The sequence below is a fragment of the Vibrio atypicus genome (assembly GCF_009811315.1).
GTDB classification, from domain to species: domain Bacteria; phylum Pseudomonadota; class Gammaproteobacteria; order Enterobacterales; family Vibrionaceae; genus Vibrio; species Vibrio atypicus.
The window spans coordinates 437,294-451,818 of sequence record NZ_BLID01000003.1 but is presented as its reverse complement, the minus strand read 5'-3'; the positions used below and the strand labels follow the sequence as shown (position 1 = coordinate 451,818).

The window sequence follows — 14,525 nt, the reverse complement described above, 5'->3', positions numbered from 1 at the left end:
ATGGTTGAGTATCTAAAACACAATATCCGTCGTATTCGCTATATCACGAGTTTCGTTTCTGTTGCGCTGATGGTGATTTCACTGGTCGCGTTAGGTGCGCGTGGTCTAAACATGGGTCTAGATTTTACCGGTGGTATGGTGACAGAAGTTCAAGTGGATAACACTCTTACCAGTAATGATCTACTCGGTGCTCTAAAACCTGCATTGGGTGAATTTACCTCTGCGACTCACTCTGATGATGCTGGTCGTTGGGTTATTCGATACCCAATTCCTGAGCAGGGTAGTGAAGCTCCGGATATGACAAAAGTGTTGTCCAAAGTTTCTCATCACGTTACGGTTGTTAGTAATAGCATGGTGGGATCTCAGGTAGGTGAAGACCTAGTTGATCAAGGCGGTTTAGCGCTATTGATTTCGATGATGTGTATCCTGGGTTACCTCTGTTTCCGATTTGAATGGCGTCTAGCTAGTGGTTCACTTCTCGCTTTAGTTCATGATGTCGTATTAGTCCTTGGCTTTTTTGCCGCGACTCAAATGGAATTCAACCTAACAGTCTTCGCGGCGATCTTAGCAATATTGGGTTATTCGCTGAATGACTCGATTATTATCGCTGACCGTATTCGTGAGCTATTGGTTGCTAAGCAATCTACACCAATCGAAGAGATTAACGATCAATCGGTGATTGCTACTTTCTCACGGACTATGGTGACATCGGGTACGACGTTACTTACGGTTTCTGCTCTTTGGTTAATGGGTGGTAACGCGTTGGAAGGTTTTGCGACGGCAATGTTTATCGGTATTTTGTCTGGCACATGGTCGTCAATCTCGATTGGTACTGTATTGCCTGAATGGCTAAAACTCGAGCCTAAACATTACTTGCCTGTTGAGGTAGATTCAGCGCCTTAAGCGAACATCTTTGTTAGGGTAAATTGCATATTAAGGGCTAGAGAGCGATCTCTAGCCCTTTTTATTTACATTGTAAATGCTCGTATTATCGGGCTTTGTAGCCAGTGCATGGGATTTGTAATGTTTGATAGCAAATAGTACAGGCTAATGCTCAATAACAAAAAAAGCCTCCATGAAGGAGGCTTGAATTTACAAGGAAAAGAATCAGGGAAGATTACATTGCTGCTTCGAAGATTGCAGAAATTTCTTCATGTGTTGCTTGTTTAGGGTTGGTAAATCCACAAGCATCTTTTAGCGCATTGTCAGCTAGAGTAGCGATATCTTCTGGTTTAGCGCCAAGCTCGCGGATGCCTGCAGGAATACCTACATCTTTTGCTAGTGCTACAATTGCGTCAATTGCCGCGTCAGCACCTTGCTCTGCGCTCATACCTTCAACATTCACGCCCATAGCTTTTGCTACATCACGTAGACGATCAGGGCACACTTGTGCGTTGTAGCGCTGTACGTGTGGTAGCAAAATTGCGTTACAAACGCCGTGAGGTAGGTCGTAGAAGCCACCTAACTGGTGCGCCATTGCGTGCACGTAACCTAGTGATGCGTTGTTGAATGCCATGCCTGCCATGAATTGCGCGTAAGCCATTTGCTCACGAGCTTCGATGTCTTCACCGTTTTCTACTGCTGTACGCAAATGAGCTTGAATTAACTCGATTGCTTTGATAGCTACAGCGTCCGTAATTGGTGTTGCCGCAATCGATACATAGGCTTCAACTGCGTGAGTTAGAGCGTCCATACCCGTAGCTGCGGTTAAAGAAGCCGGTTTTGCAAGCATTAGCTCCGGATCGTTAACGGAAATTAAAGGTGTCGTATGCTTATCTACGATAGCCATTTTAATGTGACGTTCTTCATCAGTGATGATGCAGAAACGTGTCATCTCAGAAGCAGTACCTGCTGTCGTGTTGATTGCAATAAGTGGAAGCATAGGCTTAGCAGATTGATCTACGCCTTCGTAGTCACCGATCTCGCCACCGTTAGAAGCAACCAATGCGATGCCTTTAGCACAATCGTGAGGAGAGCCGCCACCTAGTGAAATAACAAAGTCACAATCATGTTCTTTTAATAGAGTTAAACCATCTTTAACGTTGCTAATTGTTGGGTTTGGTTGAGTGCCGTCGAAAACAACCGTTTCTACGTCGCGCTCTGTTAGAAGGTCTTGCACTTGCTTGACCATACCGATCTGGCTAAGGATTTTATCTGTTACGATTAGGCCTTTTTTGAAGCCTTGAGATTGAATGCTGTCTGTTGCGTCTTTAAGGCAACCTGCGCCCATTAAGTTTACTGTAGGGATAAAAAATGCACTTGTCATTGGATTGCTCCATTCTTATAGGATTTAGAAGTTGCATTTAGACTCGCATAAAAATCCGTAAGTCAGAATTGATCCTGAGCAATTATCTAATCCAAAAAAGGTATTATTGCTTCAGAAGTGTGATGTAACTCTTGTTGCATAGTTGTTGAGAATAATATTGTTAAATATTAGTGGGTTAGCGCAATCGCTTTTTCAACAGATAGTGAAATATTATTCAATTAGATTATTTGCTCTACTTTTGTTCAGTTACGAAAAAGCCGATTAAGAGCGTTCTTAATCGGCTTTCTATGGTTGGTTTTTTACTCGTCTAGCTCGTTGTCTTGTTCTTGTTCATTTGTGGTATCAAGCTCTTCGTCATCTTGCTCGGAATAATACTTAACGACAAAAGGAGTGAGCATCACTGAGGAAGGGAAAAAACGTTTCATAGGAGACTCCACGAAGCAAAGGTATGAGTTAATTCTCCTTGTTATAGTGGGTTCATATATTGCTATAGGTCATAGATTTCTTGGGAATTTCAGGAGTCTATTGAGATTGGGCGACTGATCACGTTGGTGGTTTAAGGCCTTGTTGAATGTGGAGAGGATGAGTTTTTACTACCATTTTCAGTAAAACGATTTACACTAGCGGCATCAATCTTAGGAGGAAGAAATGAAGTACGATTGGATCTTATTTGATGCTGACGAAACCCTGTTTCATTTTGATGCTTTTAAAGGGATGCAGCTGATGTTTTCTCGTAAGGGTGTTGAATTTACTGAAGATGATTTTGAACATTATCAACGAGTTAATAAACCACTTTGGGTTGATTATCAGGATGGAAAAATTACGGCTTCGGATCTAAAGCATACTCGATTCATTGAGTGGGCTGAAAAGCTAGGGACAACGACGTCTGAGTTAAACAGCGCGTTTTTAGAAGCCATGGCTGACATTTGTACTTTGTTGCCAGGAGCAAAAGAACTGATGGAAGCGTTACACGGTAAAGCTAGGTTAGGTATCATCACCAATGGTTTTACTGAACTGCAAGCGATTCGACTTGAGCGAACTGGTATGAGCGAGTTTTTTGATCATATCATTATTTCTGAAGAGGTCGGCGTAGCAAAACCTGATGCGGGAATTTTTGATTACGCTTTTCAAAAAATGGGATTACCTTGCAAGACCAAAGTTCTGATGGTGGGTGACAACCCTCACTCCGACGTTCTAGGCGGTATCAACTTTGGTATTGAAACTTGCTGGCTGAACAGCGGTCAGTTAAGTGATATCGAAGGCATTACACCAAGTTACAACGTTTCTTCCCTATATGAGTTAAAAGAAATACTCATCGCGTAATAAATGCTGATCTTTACCTAACTGTGTCGAGTATAAGCTAGCAGACGTTATAGAGGAGTACGTTTCATGGCGATGGTAGGTAGAATTGTCAATTGGGATGAAAAACATGGCTTTGGATTGATAGAGTCATCCGGCATTCCTGAAAGAGTGTTTTTTCATGTTCGAGATATGGATGTGGAAGCACTGCCTCCTTTTATTTCCGAGCGAGTTGTATTTGATATGGAACGCGACCTGAATGGGTGTGGTATTGCCATTCATATATTACCCATTATTTGATTACTTTTGTTTTGCGTGTTTTGACACGTAGTCTTGTAGACATTTTTTCTCGTGGATAGAAAACGTTTCGTCCAATACAGATATTTTATTAATTCTATCCACGCGGAAATGACGATAATCATCTCGTAGCTCACACCAAGCGACTAGCGTCCAAATCTTCCCCCAAAATATCTGACCAAGTGGCTGCAACTTGCGAATTGTCGTTTCTCCACTTTGTGCAGTATAGTGAATTTCAACTTTGCACTTGTTGTCTGTTGCATGGCGTAAAATCTGACCGTAACAGGCGGTCTCTGTTTGAGTGTGGATATCAGGAACTATGATTGAGAATTCTTCTACTTGCTGTTTTAGTTTGTCAGGTAAGACAGAAAGAATTTTTGTTGAAGCAGAACGAGATGCATCGGCCAACTCTGTATCTGACCATGCTCGTACCATTCTCATACCGAGCTCTAGTGCCATCATCTCTTTTTCAGTAAACATAAGAGGCGGTAAGTGGGAACCAGCTTGTAAAACATAGCCAATGCCTGCTTCTCCTTGAATAGGGACACCTGAAGTAACGAGAGATTGAATATCCCGATAAATGGTTCGTTCACTCACACACATCGCTCTAGCCAGTTCAGATGCGGTTACCGCGTAACGCTTTGAACGGAGCACTGTCAATAACTCAAATAGGCGCTCAGATTTACTCATGGTATCCCTTTGTGTTGAGAGTGAGGGCAGTGATTGCCCTCGATACGGATTACATCGCTTTTTGATACTTAACCGCGAGATCATCCATCTTAATCGACTGGTGTTGCATGTCTACGCTTTGCGGATCGATGAGCGCCATTAATGGTTGGCAATCTGGAGATGAATCAAACTTCTCACCTGCTGCCTTCGCACTTTCAAGAGAATCCCAATAAACAATATCAGTCCAAGTGTCGGTCTCAGAGTTATAGCTGGTGGATCGATATTGAAAGCCTGGCAAGTTAGCGATAAATTTTTGGCTTTGCTTTGATGCCTCGATCAACTGTTCGTGATCAGTGTTTTCTAGAAGCTTGAAGGTGACGATTTCAACAACGTTATCCATAGTAGGTTCCTTTCTGTACTTGGTTAATTCAGAAACATCATAAACGGGGGAGTTGTCAGAACATGTCAGGAGTGATTATTGATTGCTTTATAGCCTACTAGTTGCGTAATTGTGATCTTGATTATGTCGGTTGTTTCTTATGGTGTCTATATTTGAACTGTACAGTTGTGAACCTATAATTTTATAAGACAGATACTTCAAACGACAGAGTTGAAGCAACAGGGCTAGGAAGATGGCGATACAAGGAACGATCAGTGAGTGGGACCACCACAAAGGCTATGGATATATTGCAGTTGATGATCAAGAAGCGCAAGTACGATTTCACTTGTTTGACTTCGAGGCATTTGGTCATCCGCCAAGGCTAAGAGACCGAGTTCAATTTCGTCTAGCAAAAGATGCGCAAGGGGAAATCAAAGCTGTTCATGTTGAAAGGAAATTTGTTTTTAATTTTCCTCTAGCGGTCGCGATTTGGTTCCTATCGACCATGGTTGCGAGTGTCTTTCTATTAAATTTTCCACCCATTGTTCTTATCATCGCGTTGGCGATATCAACGGTGACCTACCTTGTTTATGCCGTTGATAAACAAGCCCAACATACAGGGGGCATGCAGATTCCTGATGTTTGCTTTCATGTTTTGAATCTACTTGGGGGCTGGCCAGGAGCAATGCTTGCTCAATCGGTTTTACACCATAAATACAATAATATCGGATTTAAGCTGCTTTTTTGGCTCTCAATGGCAGCGAATATTGCGTTTTATTGTTGGACATTGACTTACCAAGGTAGTCTTGTATTAGCGCATTACATTAGCCAGTTTCAGCTAATTATAGCCAGCTTTTAGTTAGCATCGCTCTGCACTTTTAGGGTACTATTTGTCAAGGTTGCGGGTAAGTTTATATATTCTCAACGCCTGCAACTAATTGATAAGTGCTTGGAAAATAAGGGTGACTGTGCAGTACGTAAAAATTAAAGATGTTATCGTCGAACAGATTGAATCTGGCATGTTGTCACCTAATCAAAAACTGCCATCTGAACGCAAGTTAGCAGAATCATTTGACACGACACGCGTTACATTACGTGAGGCCCTTTCATTACTTGAAGCTGAAGGGCGCATATATAGGGAGGATAGACGTGGCTGGTTTATCTCTACAGCGCCTGTAAAATACGACCCAGCACAATCTCTTGGCTTTTCTGATTTGGCGAGAACGCATGGGCGAGAAGCTCGAACTGAGATTATCTCAGCTAAAACAATCCTTGCAGATAAACAAGCCGCAACTTTACTGAAGCTACAGCCTTTTTCCGATGTGTACCGAATCGATCGTGTACGGTACTTAGACGGTCGCCCAGTTGTTTACGTGACGAGTTACCTCCTTCCTGAGCGATTCTCAACGCTATTGAGTTTTGATTTATCGCAATCTCTTACCTCCATCATTACCGAGCATTTTGGTGTCCAATTTCACAAGGTACATTATCGTGTTTCTACTCGATCGTTGTTAGGTTTGACGGCTGGGGCTCTAAGAGCAACCACTGGAACACCAGCGATGGTGATTGAACGTGTGAATTATGATCGAAATGGGGGAGTGATTGGTTGTACTATCGAGCAGTGGAGGCATGATTCGATAAATATAGAATCGACGGTAGAGCTATTAATGTCATCATCCTAGTCGTAGTGCATGTTGTCGTTGAAGGCTAGGTATTGCATTATTTTTTGCTGATTTAACTTCTTTATTTAAAAAGCCCCGGACTTCTGAGCCGGGGCTTTCTTATTTCATCGTTGAGATATTAGCTTTCTGCTTCAACCATTTGAGGTGCTTCTTCAGCGCGAGCAGTTGCGAGCATCTTACGGATAATCACAGAACAAACTAGAGCGATAGCGACCATAACAACCGCAAGAATCGTTAGTAGCTGGAAGTATTCGCCATAAACGGTTTGTACGATTTCTTGAGTGATCTCTTGTCCTTTTTCAAGCGCAATCGAAGTAGAGAATACCGCACCAACAATTCCACTTAATGCCATTGCGACAGAGAATAGTGATACCGAGAAACCTTCAATGTGTTTTGGCGCTACAGAAAGGATAAACGCAACCACTAAGCTACCCACGATAACTTCAGCAAATGCTTGGAAGAAGTGGATAACGAGGAAAACCTCAGGGCGAATAACTACGTCTTCACCGATGTTCATTACCGCCATGGTAAGAATACCAAAGGCAATCGCTGTAAAGATAAACGCGAAACCAATTTTTGTCGCTGTAGAGAAGTTGATGCCTTTTTTCTCTAACGATGAGAACGTCATAGAGATTACAGGGCCTGCGATAATACACCACAGTGGGTTCATCGCCATCGAAGCTTCTGGCGCAATCGGGATGATGTTAAACAGATCACCGCGCATAGTATTGATTGTCACCATAGTCATGGAAGTCATCATTTGACCATAGTAAACAAAGAAGCAGGTGGTTAGCACAGTCATGATAAGAATAGTGCCCATTTTGAGCGCGTCTGATTTGCCTGATTTCACCATCAAAGAAATGAAGTACAAAATTGCGGCTGCGCCAATTGCGTATACGATGTTCTGACCAATATCCATGTTTGAGAACATGAAGAAAACAAGGCCAACCATTGCTGCTGAAAGCGTTAAAAAAGCAACCCAGTTTTTAGCACTAACTGGCTTTTTATCGATTTCCGCAGCAACACCAACAAGTTGTTTGTTGAAGATGACAAGAGTAACAAATGCGAATCCAGCCATAACAGCAGAAAGCGTAAAGCTACCGTGGAAGCCAATAACCAGCACGAACATTGGAAATAGGTATTGACCTAAAAGGGCACCCACGTTGTTTACAGAGTAGTTAACAGGGTAGCCATTTTCGAAGTCTTCTTCAGAGGCAAAAGTACGTTTGTAAAGACTAGGGTATGAAGGAGACATCAAACCACGAGCATAACTTGCAAGTGCAATACCGACCAAGCTCATAGGTACATTGGTCGTTGATGCGCCAAGAACGAGCAGAGTGTAACCAGTAGCAAAAGTACCGTAGGCAATAGTTAAAGAACGGTAGGCACCGAGGAATTTATCTGCTATAAAGCCGCCCGCAATTGCGAAAAGCGGACCAATAGAAGAGAACGCGCCCACTACCATCATGGTATCTGCTTCACTATACCCAAGATCTTCTAAGAAGAAGCGGGTTAAGATAACCATCACACCGTAGAATGATAAGCCAAACATCGCTTGGCAGAACATCATTGATTTGTTGAGTTTATTCCACATAATAGTCTCATTATCTTGATATAACACAGGATTAACAACTAGATTAATCTTATTCTGTGGTATGTTATAAATTGAAACAATTATCGCAGAAAACATAATTGATGCACGAAATTTTCGTCAATTCGCATAAATTATTGTAATGAATTTGATCCAAATCGTTTGCGCTGGATATTTGTTGAGCAATATCGAATTTTAATCTGTGTCCTCTTCTATTTTTCTTCGACATTCTTTGTGATAGCCTGCGTCAAACGAGTTCAATTGTAAAAGGAACGTAACTCTATGAAAATCTTCAGTAACTTTGATAGTGGAAGTATCGAAGTCGTCAATACTGACGATAAGGACAACATTCAACTTAGAATCCCTAATGATAATCAGTCAGAATTCTATCAGTGGTTTCATTTTCGCTTAGAAACGGAAGCTGACCAGCCACATACGATCAAGTTACTTGATTTGAAAGGCTCTGCTTATCCTGAAGGTTGGAGTGGCTATGATGTTGTTGCTTCATACGATAGAGAGGAATGGTTCCGAGTTCCTGCTGATTACGATGGGGATACATTGAGTTTTACGGTTATTCCTGAACATAGCTCCATCTATTTCTCATATTTTGCCCCTTATACTTATGACCGCCATCTTGATTTACTGCACATGGCGCAAAATTCTCATCACTGTGAGCTAGAAACTTTAGGTCAGACTCTGGATGGGAATGACATGAGTTTACTTACTTTTGGCGAACCTGAAGACGGTAAGAAAAAAATCTGGTTGATCGCACGTCAGCATCCAGGTGAAACCATGGCCGAGTGGTTTGCTGAAGGTTATATTCAGCGGTTACTTGATATGGATGATACGAGCGCCCGTGCCTTGTTAGAAAAAGCGGTTCTTTATGTCGTCCCAAATATGAATCCGGATGGCGGTATTCGTGGTCATCTACGTTGCAATGCGATCGGGGTTAATCTTAACCGTGAATGGCAAGATCCTTCTATGGACCGTAGCCCTGAGGTTTTCTTAGTTCGTGAGCGTATGCTAAAGATTGGCGTTGATATGTTCCTCGATATTCATGGCGATGAAGCGATTCCATATAACTTTGTAGCCGGCTCTGAAGGGATTCCTTCTTACGATGAACGTCATGCAAACTTAGAAAATGCCTTTAAGCAGGCTCTTCATACTATTACACCAGAGTTCCAAGATGAGCATGGTTATGACAAAGATGAACCTGGCAAAGCGAATTTAACCGTTGGCTCTAACTGGGTTGCTGAACAGTTTAAGTGCTTGTCCTATACCGTAGAGATGCCATTTAAAGACAATAATGACTATCCCGATCCACTTTACGCTTGGTCACCTGAGCGTAGTGTTAAATTTGGTCACGACATGGTCAGTGCTGTTTTGGCGGTTACCGACCAGATCTAACGTTTGATTGATAGAAAAGAGCCCCGAACAACATTGTTATTCGGGGCTCTTTTTAGCGCTTATGAAAAAGCGTTATTCACACGGAGGAGCGACATGAATGACGGCTAATCCACCTAAAGACGTTTCACGATATTTTCGGTTCATGTCTTTACCAGTTTGATACATGGTTGCGATAACTTTATCCAAAGAAATAAGACATTTACTGGTACGTTTTAATGCCATTCTGGACGCATTTATCGCTTTCATAGCGCCCATAGCGTTTCGTTCAATACACGGTACTTGAACAAGCCCGCCAATTGGGTCACACGTCATACCAAGCGAATGTTCCATCGCAATTTCGGCTGCAATACATATCTGTTCATTGCTGCCACCTCTTAAAGCGGTTAACCCTGCAGCAGCCATAGATGAAGAGACACCGACTTCACCTTGACAGCCGACTTCGGCACCAGAGATGGATGCATTGGTCTTATAGAGAATACCAATCGCGCCGGCAACAGCGATAAAATCTTTGATCTGCTTAAGATCGAGTTCTTTGATGAATCTGTGGTAATACATAAGCACGGCAGGGATGACACCAGCAGCGCCATTGGTAGGGGAGGTTATGACCTGACCGCCAGCGGCGTTTTCTTCACTGACTGCAAAGGCAAATAGATTAATCCAATCCATTATCTCCATCGGATCATTTTCAATTGCTGCGTTCGCTTCAAGTTTTTTCAGCAGGTTTGGCGCTCGTCGAGTGACGTTTAAGCCGCCCTCAAGGATCCCCTCAGTTTCAAAGCCGCGTTGCATACAAAGAGACATGACTTTCCAAATCTGCTCTGATTTGGCATCGATCTCTTCACTGCTCCAAAAGCTAGTCTCGTTTTGCAAAATCATATGACCTAAACTAAAGCCATTTTGTTCAGCAACATTCAACATTTCGTCAGCGCTAGAGAATGGGAATGGAACCTCAACCTCTTTTTGTGAGGAGCCATTTGTCATCTCGTCAGCTGTCGCAATGAAACCACCCCCAATAGAATAGTAAGTTTCCGTCACGAGTTGCGTTCCGAGCGCGTCATAAGCTGTAATCGACATTCCGTTTTCATGAAGCGGTAGGTTGTCAGTATGGAATAAAATGTCACTCTCATAGCTGAAGTTGACTGTGTGTGCTGATGCTAGGCTGAGTGAACAGCCATCAATGGCTTGTTGTAGGGCCATTTTTGCACTGGTCATTTTTATGGTATCGGGTTTGTTACCGATCAAGCCTAGTATGACTGCACGATCAGTATGGTGGCCTTTACCCGTCAAAGAAAGAGAACCAAATAAATCAACTTGTACTCGATGCGTTTTACTAATTGACGGGGCGAGCAATCGAGTAAAATGATACCCTGCGAGCATAGGGCCATTGGTGTGGGAGCTTGATGGCCCCACGCCTATTTTGAAAATATCGAATATCGACAGCATAAGTCTGTTTCCTGTATATATGTGCTGACAAGGCTTGTGCTCAAGCTCTCTTAATAATAGTTAACATAATGTTAACTGGGCTTAAAGCTACCGACAAAATTTCATTTTGTACAGATATCATTAAAACAGAGGGATATAAGTGAGAACTGGTCAAACTGAGAGTATTCGCGATGTGATCATCGTCCTTGGTAAACGATTGGTGTGTGATGAACTAACGTTAGAGGGCCGTTCTAGGGTTGAAGCGTTATCAGAGTTTCTTAGCCGCTATAACCTTAAACAGACGGCATTAGTTTTTTGCGGCGGAATTACGCAAGGACAGACTTGCTCTGAAGCGGGAGCAATGTTTCGTTACTATCAGCAGATAAAGTCGCGCGGTTGCAAAGAACCCCAAATAATTATCCTTGAAGAAGAATCAACCAACACGGTTGAGAATATTGAAAACGCAGCAATCAAGTTGAACTCTAGTGAAATTAGTTTATCTGATCAGCAGGTGACGGTGAGCTTTGTAAGCAATGACTACCATTTAGAGCGGATTTTTCAGATTCAATCATTAATGGATGAACAAGGGTTATTGAGGGTATTGAAGCAACGTTGTGAGAAAGCTGGACTGCCAATACGAATTCCAACAGGAAGAAATGCGCACTGTTACGTCACTTATCCGCATCGAACAAAGCAAGGTTTAGCTTTCTTGGCGCTGGACGAGTTAACGGTGTATCGCGTTTATTTGGAGGGCGTTGTTAAACATGCATTTAGTCAGCCGAATAAGCTTGTACGTTGCCAACCCGCTATTATCGCGCGCACTGCCATTGAGCGACTATTGGATATAGGGTTAGAACAAAGTACGAAAGAGAAAATTGATCTGCTTGCGAGCATTATTGAACAAACAGATGAGAATGCATCTATTGAGTTAATACAGAGGAAGCTCAATCAGTTTAACGTAGAGTTAACCGCTTTGAATCGTCGTTTGGATCCTGAAAGCGGTTATCGCTAAACGTGCTTAAGATTTTTGGTCTTGTTGTTGGCTGTTTCGATAGTACTCCCATTGTTCTGCACGATTACCATCGGGTAAGACGCAGTAAGTAACGCGTTTGGCATTTTCGTCTACAGTCTCTAACTCTCCACCTTGCTTAACACAATATACAGCAGCCGGGTTAGCCATGGATGTGTACTCTTTTACTTGGTATTCATCGTCAGATTGGCTAGCACATCCAGCCAAAACTAAGGTGCCTATAAATGACAAAAAAAGAGGGGCTTTTTTCATTCTATTTCTCCAATGGGATCAATAACTCGCGAGTGAGTATAGGATAAGCGTGAAAAAACATTGTCTTAAGTTTGTTAAAAGATGGAGTAGGACTAGAATTATAAGATACAGATCATACTAACTAACCGTTTTGTTGATGAAACATTAGGGCTAGTTATAATAAGGTATCTTATACTATTAATTTTGCATGAGCATAGGATGTGCAAGATGTCAGAGCAGAAATTCCGACTGGTTACTCGTAGTGATTTTGACGGCCTAGTGTGTGCCGTACTATTAAAACAATTAAATCTTATTGATGATATCAAGTTTGTTCACCCAAAAGATATGCAAGATGGAGTGATTGAAATTACTTCTCGCGATATCGTAACAAATTTGCCTTATGTTGCAGATGCCCATTTAGTTTTTGACCACCACCTTTCAGAGACAATTCGAACTCAAGGTGAAAAAGCTAACCATATTATTGATCCTGAAGCGCCATCCGCTGCGCGCGTTGTATGGGAGCACTATGGAGGAGAAGAGACTTTTCCAAGTGATTGGTTAGATATGATGGAAGCGGTTGATAAAGGCGATTCAGCTCAGTTTAATCGAGACGAAGTACTAGATTCTGACGGTTGGAACTTACTCAACTTCTTGATGGATGCTCGAACTGGGTTAGGGCGTTTTAGAACGTTTCGTATTTCAAACTACAACTTAATGATGGATCTTATAGAGTATTGTAAGAACCACTCAATTAAAGAAATTCTAGAACTGCCTGATGTCAAAGAGCGCATTGATCTATATCGTGAACATGAAGTGCTGTTCAAAGACCAGATTCAACGTTGTGCAACAGTGCACGATAACCTCGTTGTGTTGGACTTGACTGACGAAGAAACCATTTACGCGGGTAACCGATTTATCATTTACGCGCTATTCCCTCAATGTAATATATCCATTCACAAGATGTGGGGCTTCCAAAAACAGAATACCGTGTTCGCGACAGGTAAATCAATCTTTGACCGAAGCTCTAAAACTAATGTAGGTGAATTGATGCTCAAGTATGGTGGTGGCGGTCATAAGGCGGCGGGTACGTGCCAAATTGACAATGACAAAGCGCCAGAAGTACAGCAAGAGTTGATAGCAACAATTACAGCTGATGGCTAATCAAGGCTAAGCACCTTAAGCAAAAAGAGCCCCGATAAAACTATCGGGGCTCTTTTTATAACTAGAATACTGCTTACAAAGGCATTACTCGATTTCGTCCTAATTGCTTCGCTTCGTAAAGAAGTTTATCTGCTCGTTCAATCAGTGATTCCGGGCTTTCATTTAGCTGGAACTCGGCCACACCAAATGAGGCAGTAATATTGCCAACCTGTTTACCAGAACGCTTATCTTTGATTGATAGCTTTTCAATTGAACGTCGCAAACCATCAGCGTATTGGCGGGCAATTCGTAGCTGCTTGTTTGGAACAATCAGTGCGAACTCTTCGCCACCGAATCGATATGCATGGACACCGTCACGTGCATTAATGTGTAGGCGTTTCGCAATTCCTTTGATAACGCTGTCACCAAATAAATGGCCATAGTTATCGTTGTAACCCTTGAAGTGGTCAATATCGGCTAGGACTAAACAAAGGCTTTGACCAGATTGACAAAGGGTTCTAATGTCATTATCAAAAGAGCGTCTGTTGTAAAGGCTGGTTAAGCTATCGAACAGGGCATCTTGTTGAACTTCTGCGAGCTCACTCTTAAGGCGTTGAATTTCTTCGCTGGCGGACTCGAGTTGATTGTTTAGGAAACGGGTGGAATGTCTTATTTCTTTGGACTCTTCAACCAGTTGACGAACCACAGACATGACTTCTTCAAGCGACATGCTTTCATTCTCTACCTTTTCAAGGTTTTGAAAGCTCTTGTCTATCATCGCTGAAAAGTTTGAAGTATCTGCGAGAGTATCAGTCATTGAAGAGGCGACTTGGCCTACTAGCAATTCAATATTTGCTCGAAGATCTTTTATGTCTGTTTCCGCACGGCTAGCAACATAGTTTTTGTACAATTGTTCTCCAGTTGCAGGGGGACAAATGCCATAGTTTTCTAGCACGCTATCAAGTTCACGGTTCATCTGCGGAATCGCATTGTCCACATACGTGTACCAAAGTGCGTAGTTAGCAGGTGTGGCCGCTACATGATTTTTCATCATAAGAGGGACGGCTTTTTTTAAATTTGCCGTCGATCTTTTGTAATCGTCGTCGGTCATT

The 14,525-nt window shown here is 42.3% G+C and carries 16 protein-coding genes; 8 read left to right on the top strand and 8 right to left on the bottom strand.

Going from position 1 to position 14,525, the window contains the following annotated elements; translation table 11 throughout:
* Window positions 1-903, top strand: a complete 903-nt coding sequence (gene secF, locus GVO60_RS09310) for a protein translocase subunit SecF (protein WP_159653193.1) — start codon at window positions 1-3, stop codon at window positions 901-903.
* 214 nt (window positions 904-1,117) lie between these two features.
* On the opposite strand, the gene yiaY is transcribed toward secF, so the two are convergent.
* Window positions 1,118-2,266, bottom strand: coding sequence for an L-threonine dehydrogenase (gene yiaY, locus GVO60_RS09305; RefSeq protein WP_159653191.1), 1,149 nt, complete (start codon window positions 2,264-2,266; stop codon window positions 1,118-1,120).
* Between the two features lie 299 nt (window positions 2,267-2,565).
* Window positions 2,566-2,691, bottom strand: coding sequence for a hypothetical protein (locus GVO60_RS22640; RefSeq protein ID WP_263971430.1), 126 nt, complete (start codon window positions 2,689-2,691; stop codon window positions 2,566-2,568).
* Between the two features lie 223 nt (window positions 2,692-2,914).
* Here GVO60_RS22640 and yjjG point away from each other — a divergent pair, with 223 nt between their 5' ends.
* Both yjjG and GVO60_RS09295 read left to right on the top strand, forming a co-directional pair.
* Window positions 2,915-3,589, top strand: coding sequence for a pyrimidine 5'-nucleotidase (yjjG, locus tag GVO60_RS09300; RefSeq protein WP_159653189.1), 675 nt, complete (start codon window positions 2,915-2,917; stop codon window positions 3,587-3,589).
* A 66-nt stretch (window positions 3,590-3,655) separates the two neighbouring features.
* Entirely contained in the window at window positions 3,656-3,865 is a 210-nt protein-coding gene (locus GVO60_RS09295; protein ID WP_159653187.1) for a S1 domain-containing protein, read from the top strand.
* Here the strand turns inward: GVO60_RS09295 and GVO60_RS09290 are convergent, their stop codons facing one another.
* Window positions 3,866-4,552, bottom strand: a complete 687-nt coding sequence (locus GVO60_RS09290) for a helix-turn-helix transcriptional regulator (protein WP_159653185.1) — start codon at window positions 4,550-4,552, stop codon at window positions 3,866-3,868. It abuts the gene before it with no gap.
* A 49-nt stretch (window positions 4,553-4,601) separates the two neighbouring features.
* Window positions 4,602-4,931: an antibiotic biosynthesis monooxygenase family protein gene (locus tag GVO60_RS09285; RefSeq protein ID WP_159653183.1), complete on the bottom strand. Its 330-nt coding sequence runs from the start codon at window positions 4,929-4,931 to the stop codon at window positions 4,602-4,604.
* A 232-nt stretch (window positions 4,932-5,163) separates the two neighbouring features.
* On the opposite strand from GVO60_RS09285, the gene GVO60_RS09280 reads away from it, so the two are divergent.
* The gene (locus tag GVO60_RS09280; protein WP_159653181.1) at window positions 5,164-5,769 is read left to right on the top strand and encodes a DUF1294 domain-containing protein; all 606 of its coding nucleotides are present in this window, start codon (window positions 5,164-5,166) and stop codon (window positions 5,767-5,769) included.
* Window positions 5,770-5,878: 109 nt separating this feature from the next.
* Window positions 5,879-6,592 carry a phosphonate utilization transcriptional regulator PhnR gene (gene phnR / locus GVO60_RS09275; RefSeq protein WP_159653179.1) on the top strand — a complete coding sequence of 238 codons (714 nt, stop codon included), beginning with the start codon at window positions 5,879-5,881 and terminating at the stop codon, window positions 6,590-6,592.
* A gap of 118 nt (window positions 6,593-6,710) precedes the next feature.
* Here phnR and GVO60_RS09270 read toward each other — a convergent pair whose 3' ends face one another.
* Complete coding sequence (locus tag GVO60_RS09270; RefSeq protein WP_159653177.1) at window positions 6,711-8,186, bottom strand: peptide MFS transporter; 1,476 nt, start codon at window positions 8,184-8,186, stop codon at window positions 6,711-6,713.
* Between the two features lie 279 nt (window positions 8,187-8,465).
* On the opposite strand from GVO60_RS09270, the gene GVO60_RS09265 reads away from it, so the two are divergent.
* Window positions 8,466-9,590 (top strand): M14 family metallopeptidase, encoded by a 1,125-nt coding sequence (locus GVO60_RS09265; RefSeq protein WP_159653175.1) that lies wholly within the window; start codon window positions 8,466-8,468, stop codon window positions 9,588-9,590.
* A gap of 72 nt (window positions 9,591-9,662) precedes the next feature.
* On the opposite strand, the gene GVO60_RS09260 is transcribed toward GVO60_RS09265, so the two are convergent.
* A complete protein-coding gene (locus tag GVO60_RS09260) occupies window positions 9,663-11,033 on the bottom strand; it encodes an L-serine ammonia-lyase (RefSeq protein WP_159653173.1) in 1,371 nt (456 codons plus the stop codon).
* 139 nt (window positions 11,034-11,172) lie between these two features.
* Between GVO60_RS09260 and GVO60_RS09255 the strand changes: the two genes are divergently transcribed.
* Window positions 11,173-12,024 (top strand): YdcF family protein, encoded by an 852-nt coding sequence (locus GVO60_RS09255; RefSeq protein ID WP_159653171.1) that lies wholly within the window; start codon window positions 11,173-11,175, stop codon window positions 12,022-12,024.
* A 6-nt stretch (window positions 12,025-12,030) separates the two neighbouring features.
* Here the strand turns inward: GVO60_RS09255 and GVO60_RS09250 are convergent, their stop codons facing one another.
* On the bottom strand, window positions 12,031-12,294 hold the full coding sequence (locus GVO60_RS09250) for a putative hemolysin (protein WP_159653169.1): 264 nt from the start codon (window positions 12,292-12,294) through the stop codon (window positions 12,031-12,033).
* A gap of 207 nt (window positions 12,295-12,501) precedes the next feature.
* Between GVO60_RS09250 and GVO60_RS09245 the strand changes: the two genes are divergently transcribed.
* The gene (locus GVO60_RS09245) at window positions 12,502-13,434 is read left to right on the top strand and encodes a DHH family phosphoesterase (RefSeq protein WP_159653167.1); all 933 of its coding nucleotides are present in this window, start codon (window positions 12,502-12,504) and stop codon (window positions 13,432-13,434) included.
* Window positions 13,435-13,507: 73 nt separating this feature from the next.
* Here GVO60_RS09245 and GVO60_RS09240 read toward each other — a convergent pair whose 3' ends face one another.
* Entirely contained in the window at window positions 13,508-14,524 is a 1,017-nt protein-coding gene (locus GVO60_RS09240) for a GGDEF domain-containing protein (RefSeq protein WP_159653165.1), read from the bottom strand.
* Between the last annotated feature and the right edge of the window lies 1 nt (window position 14,525).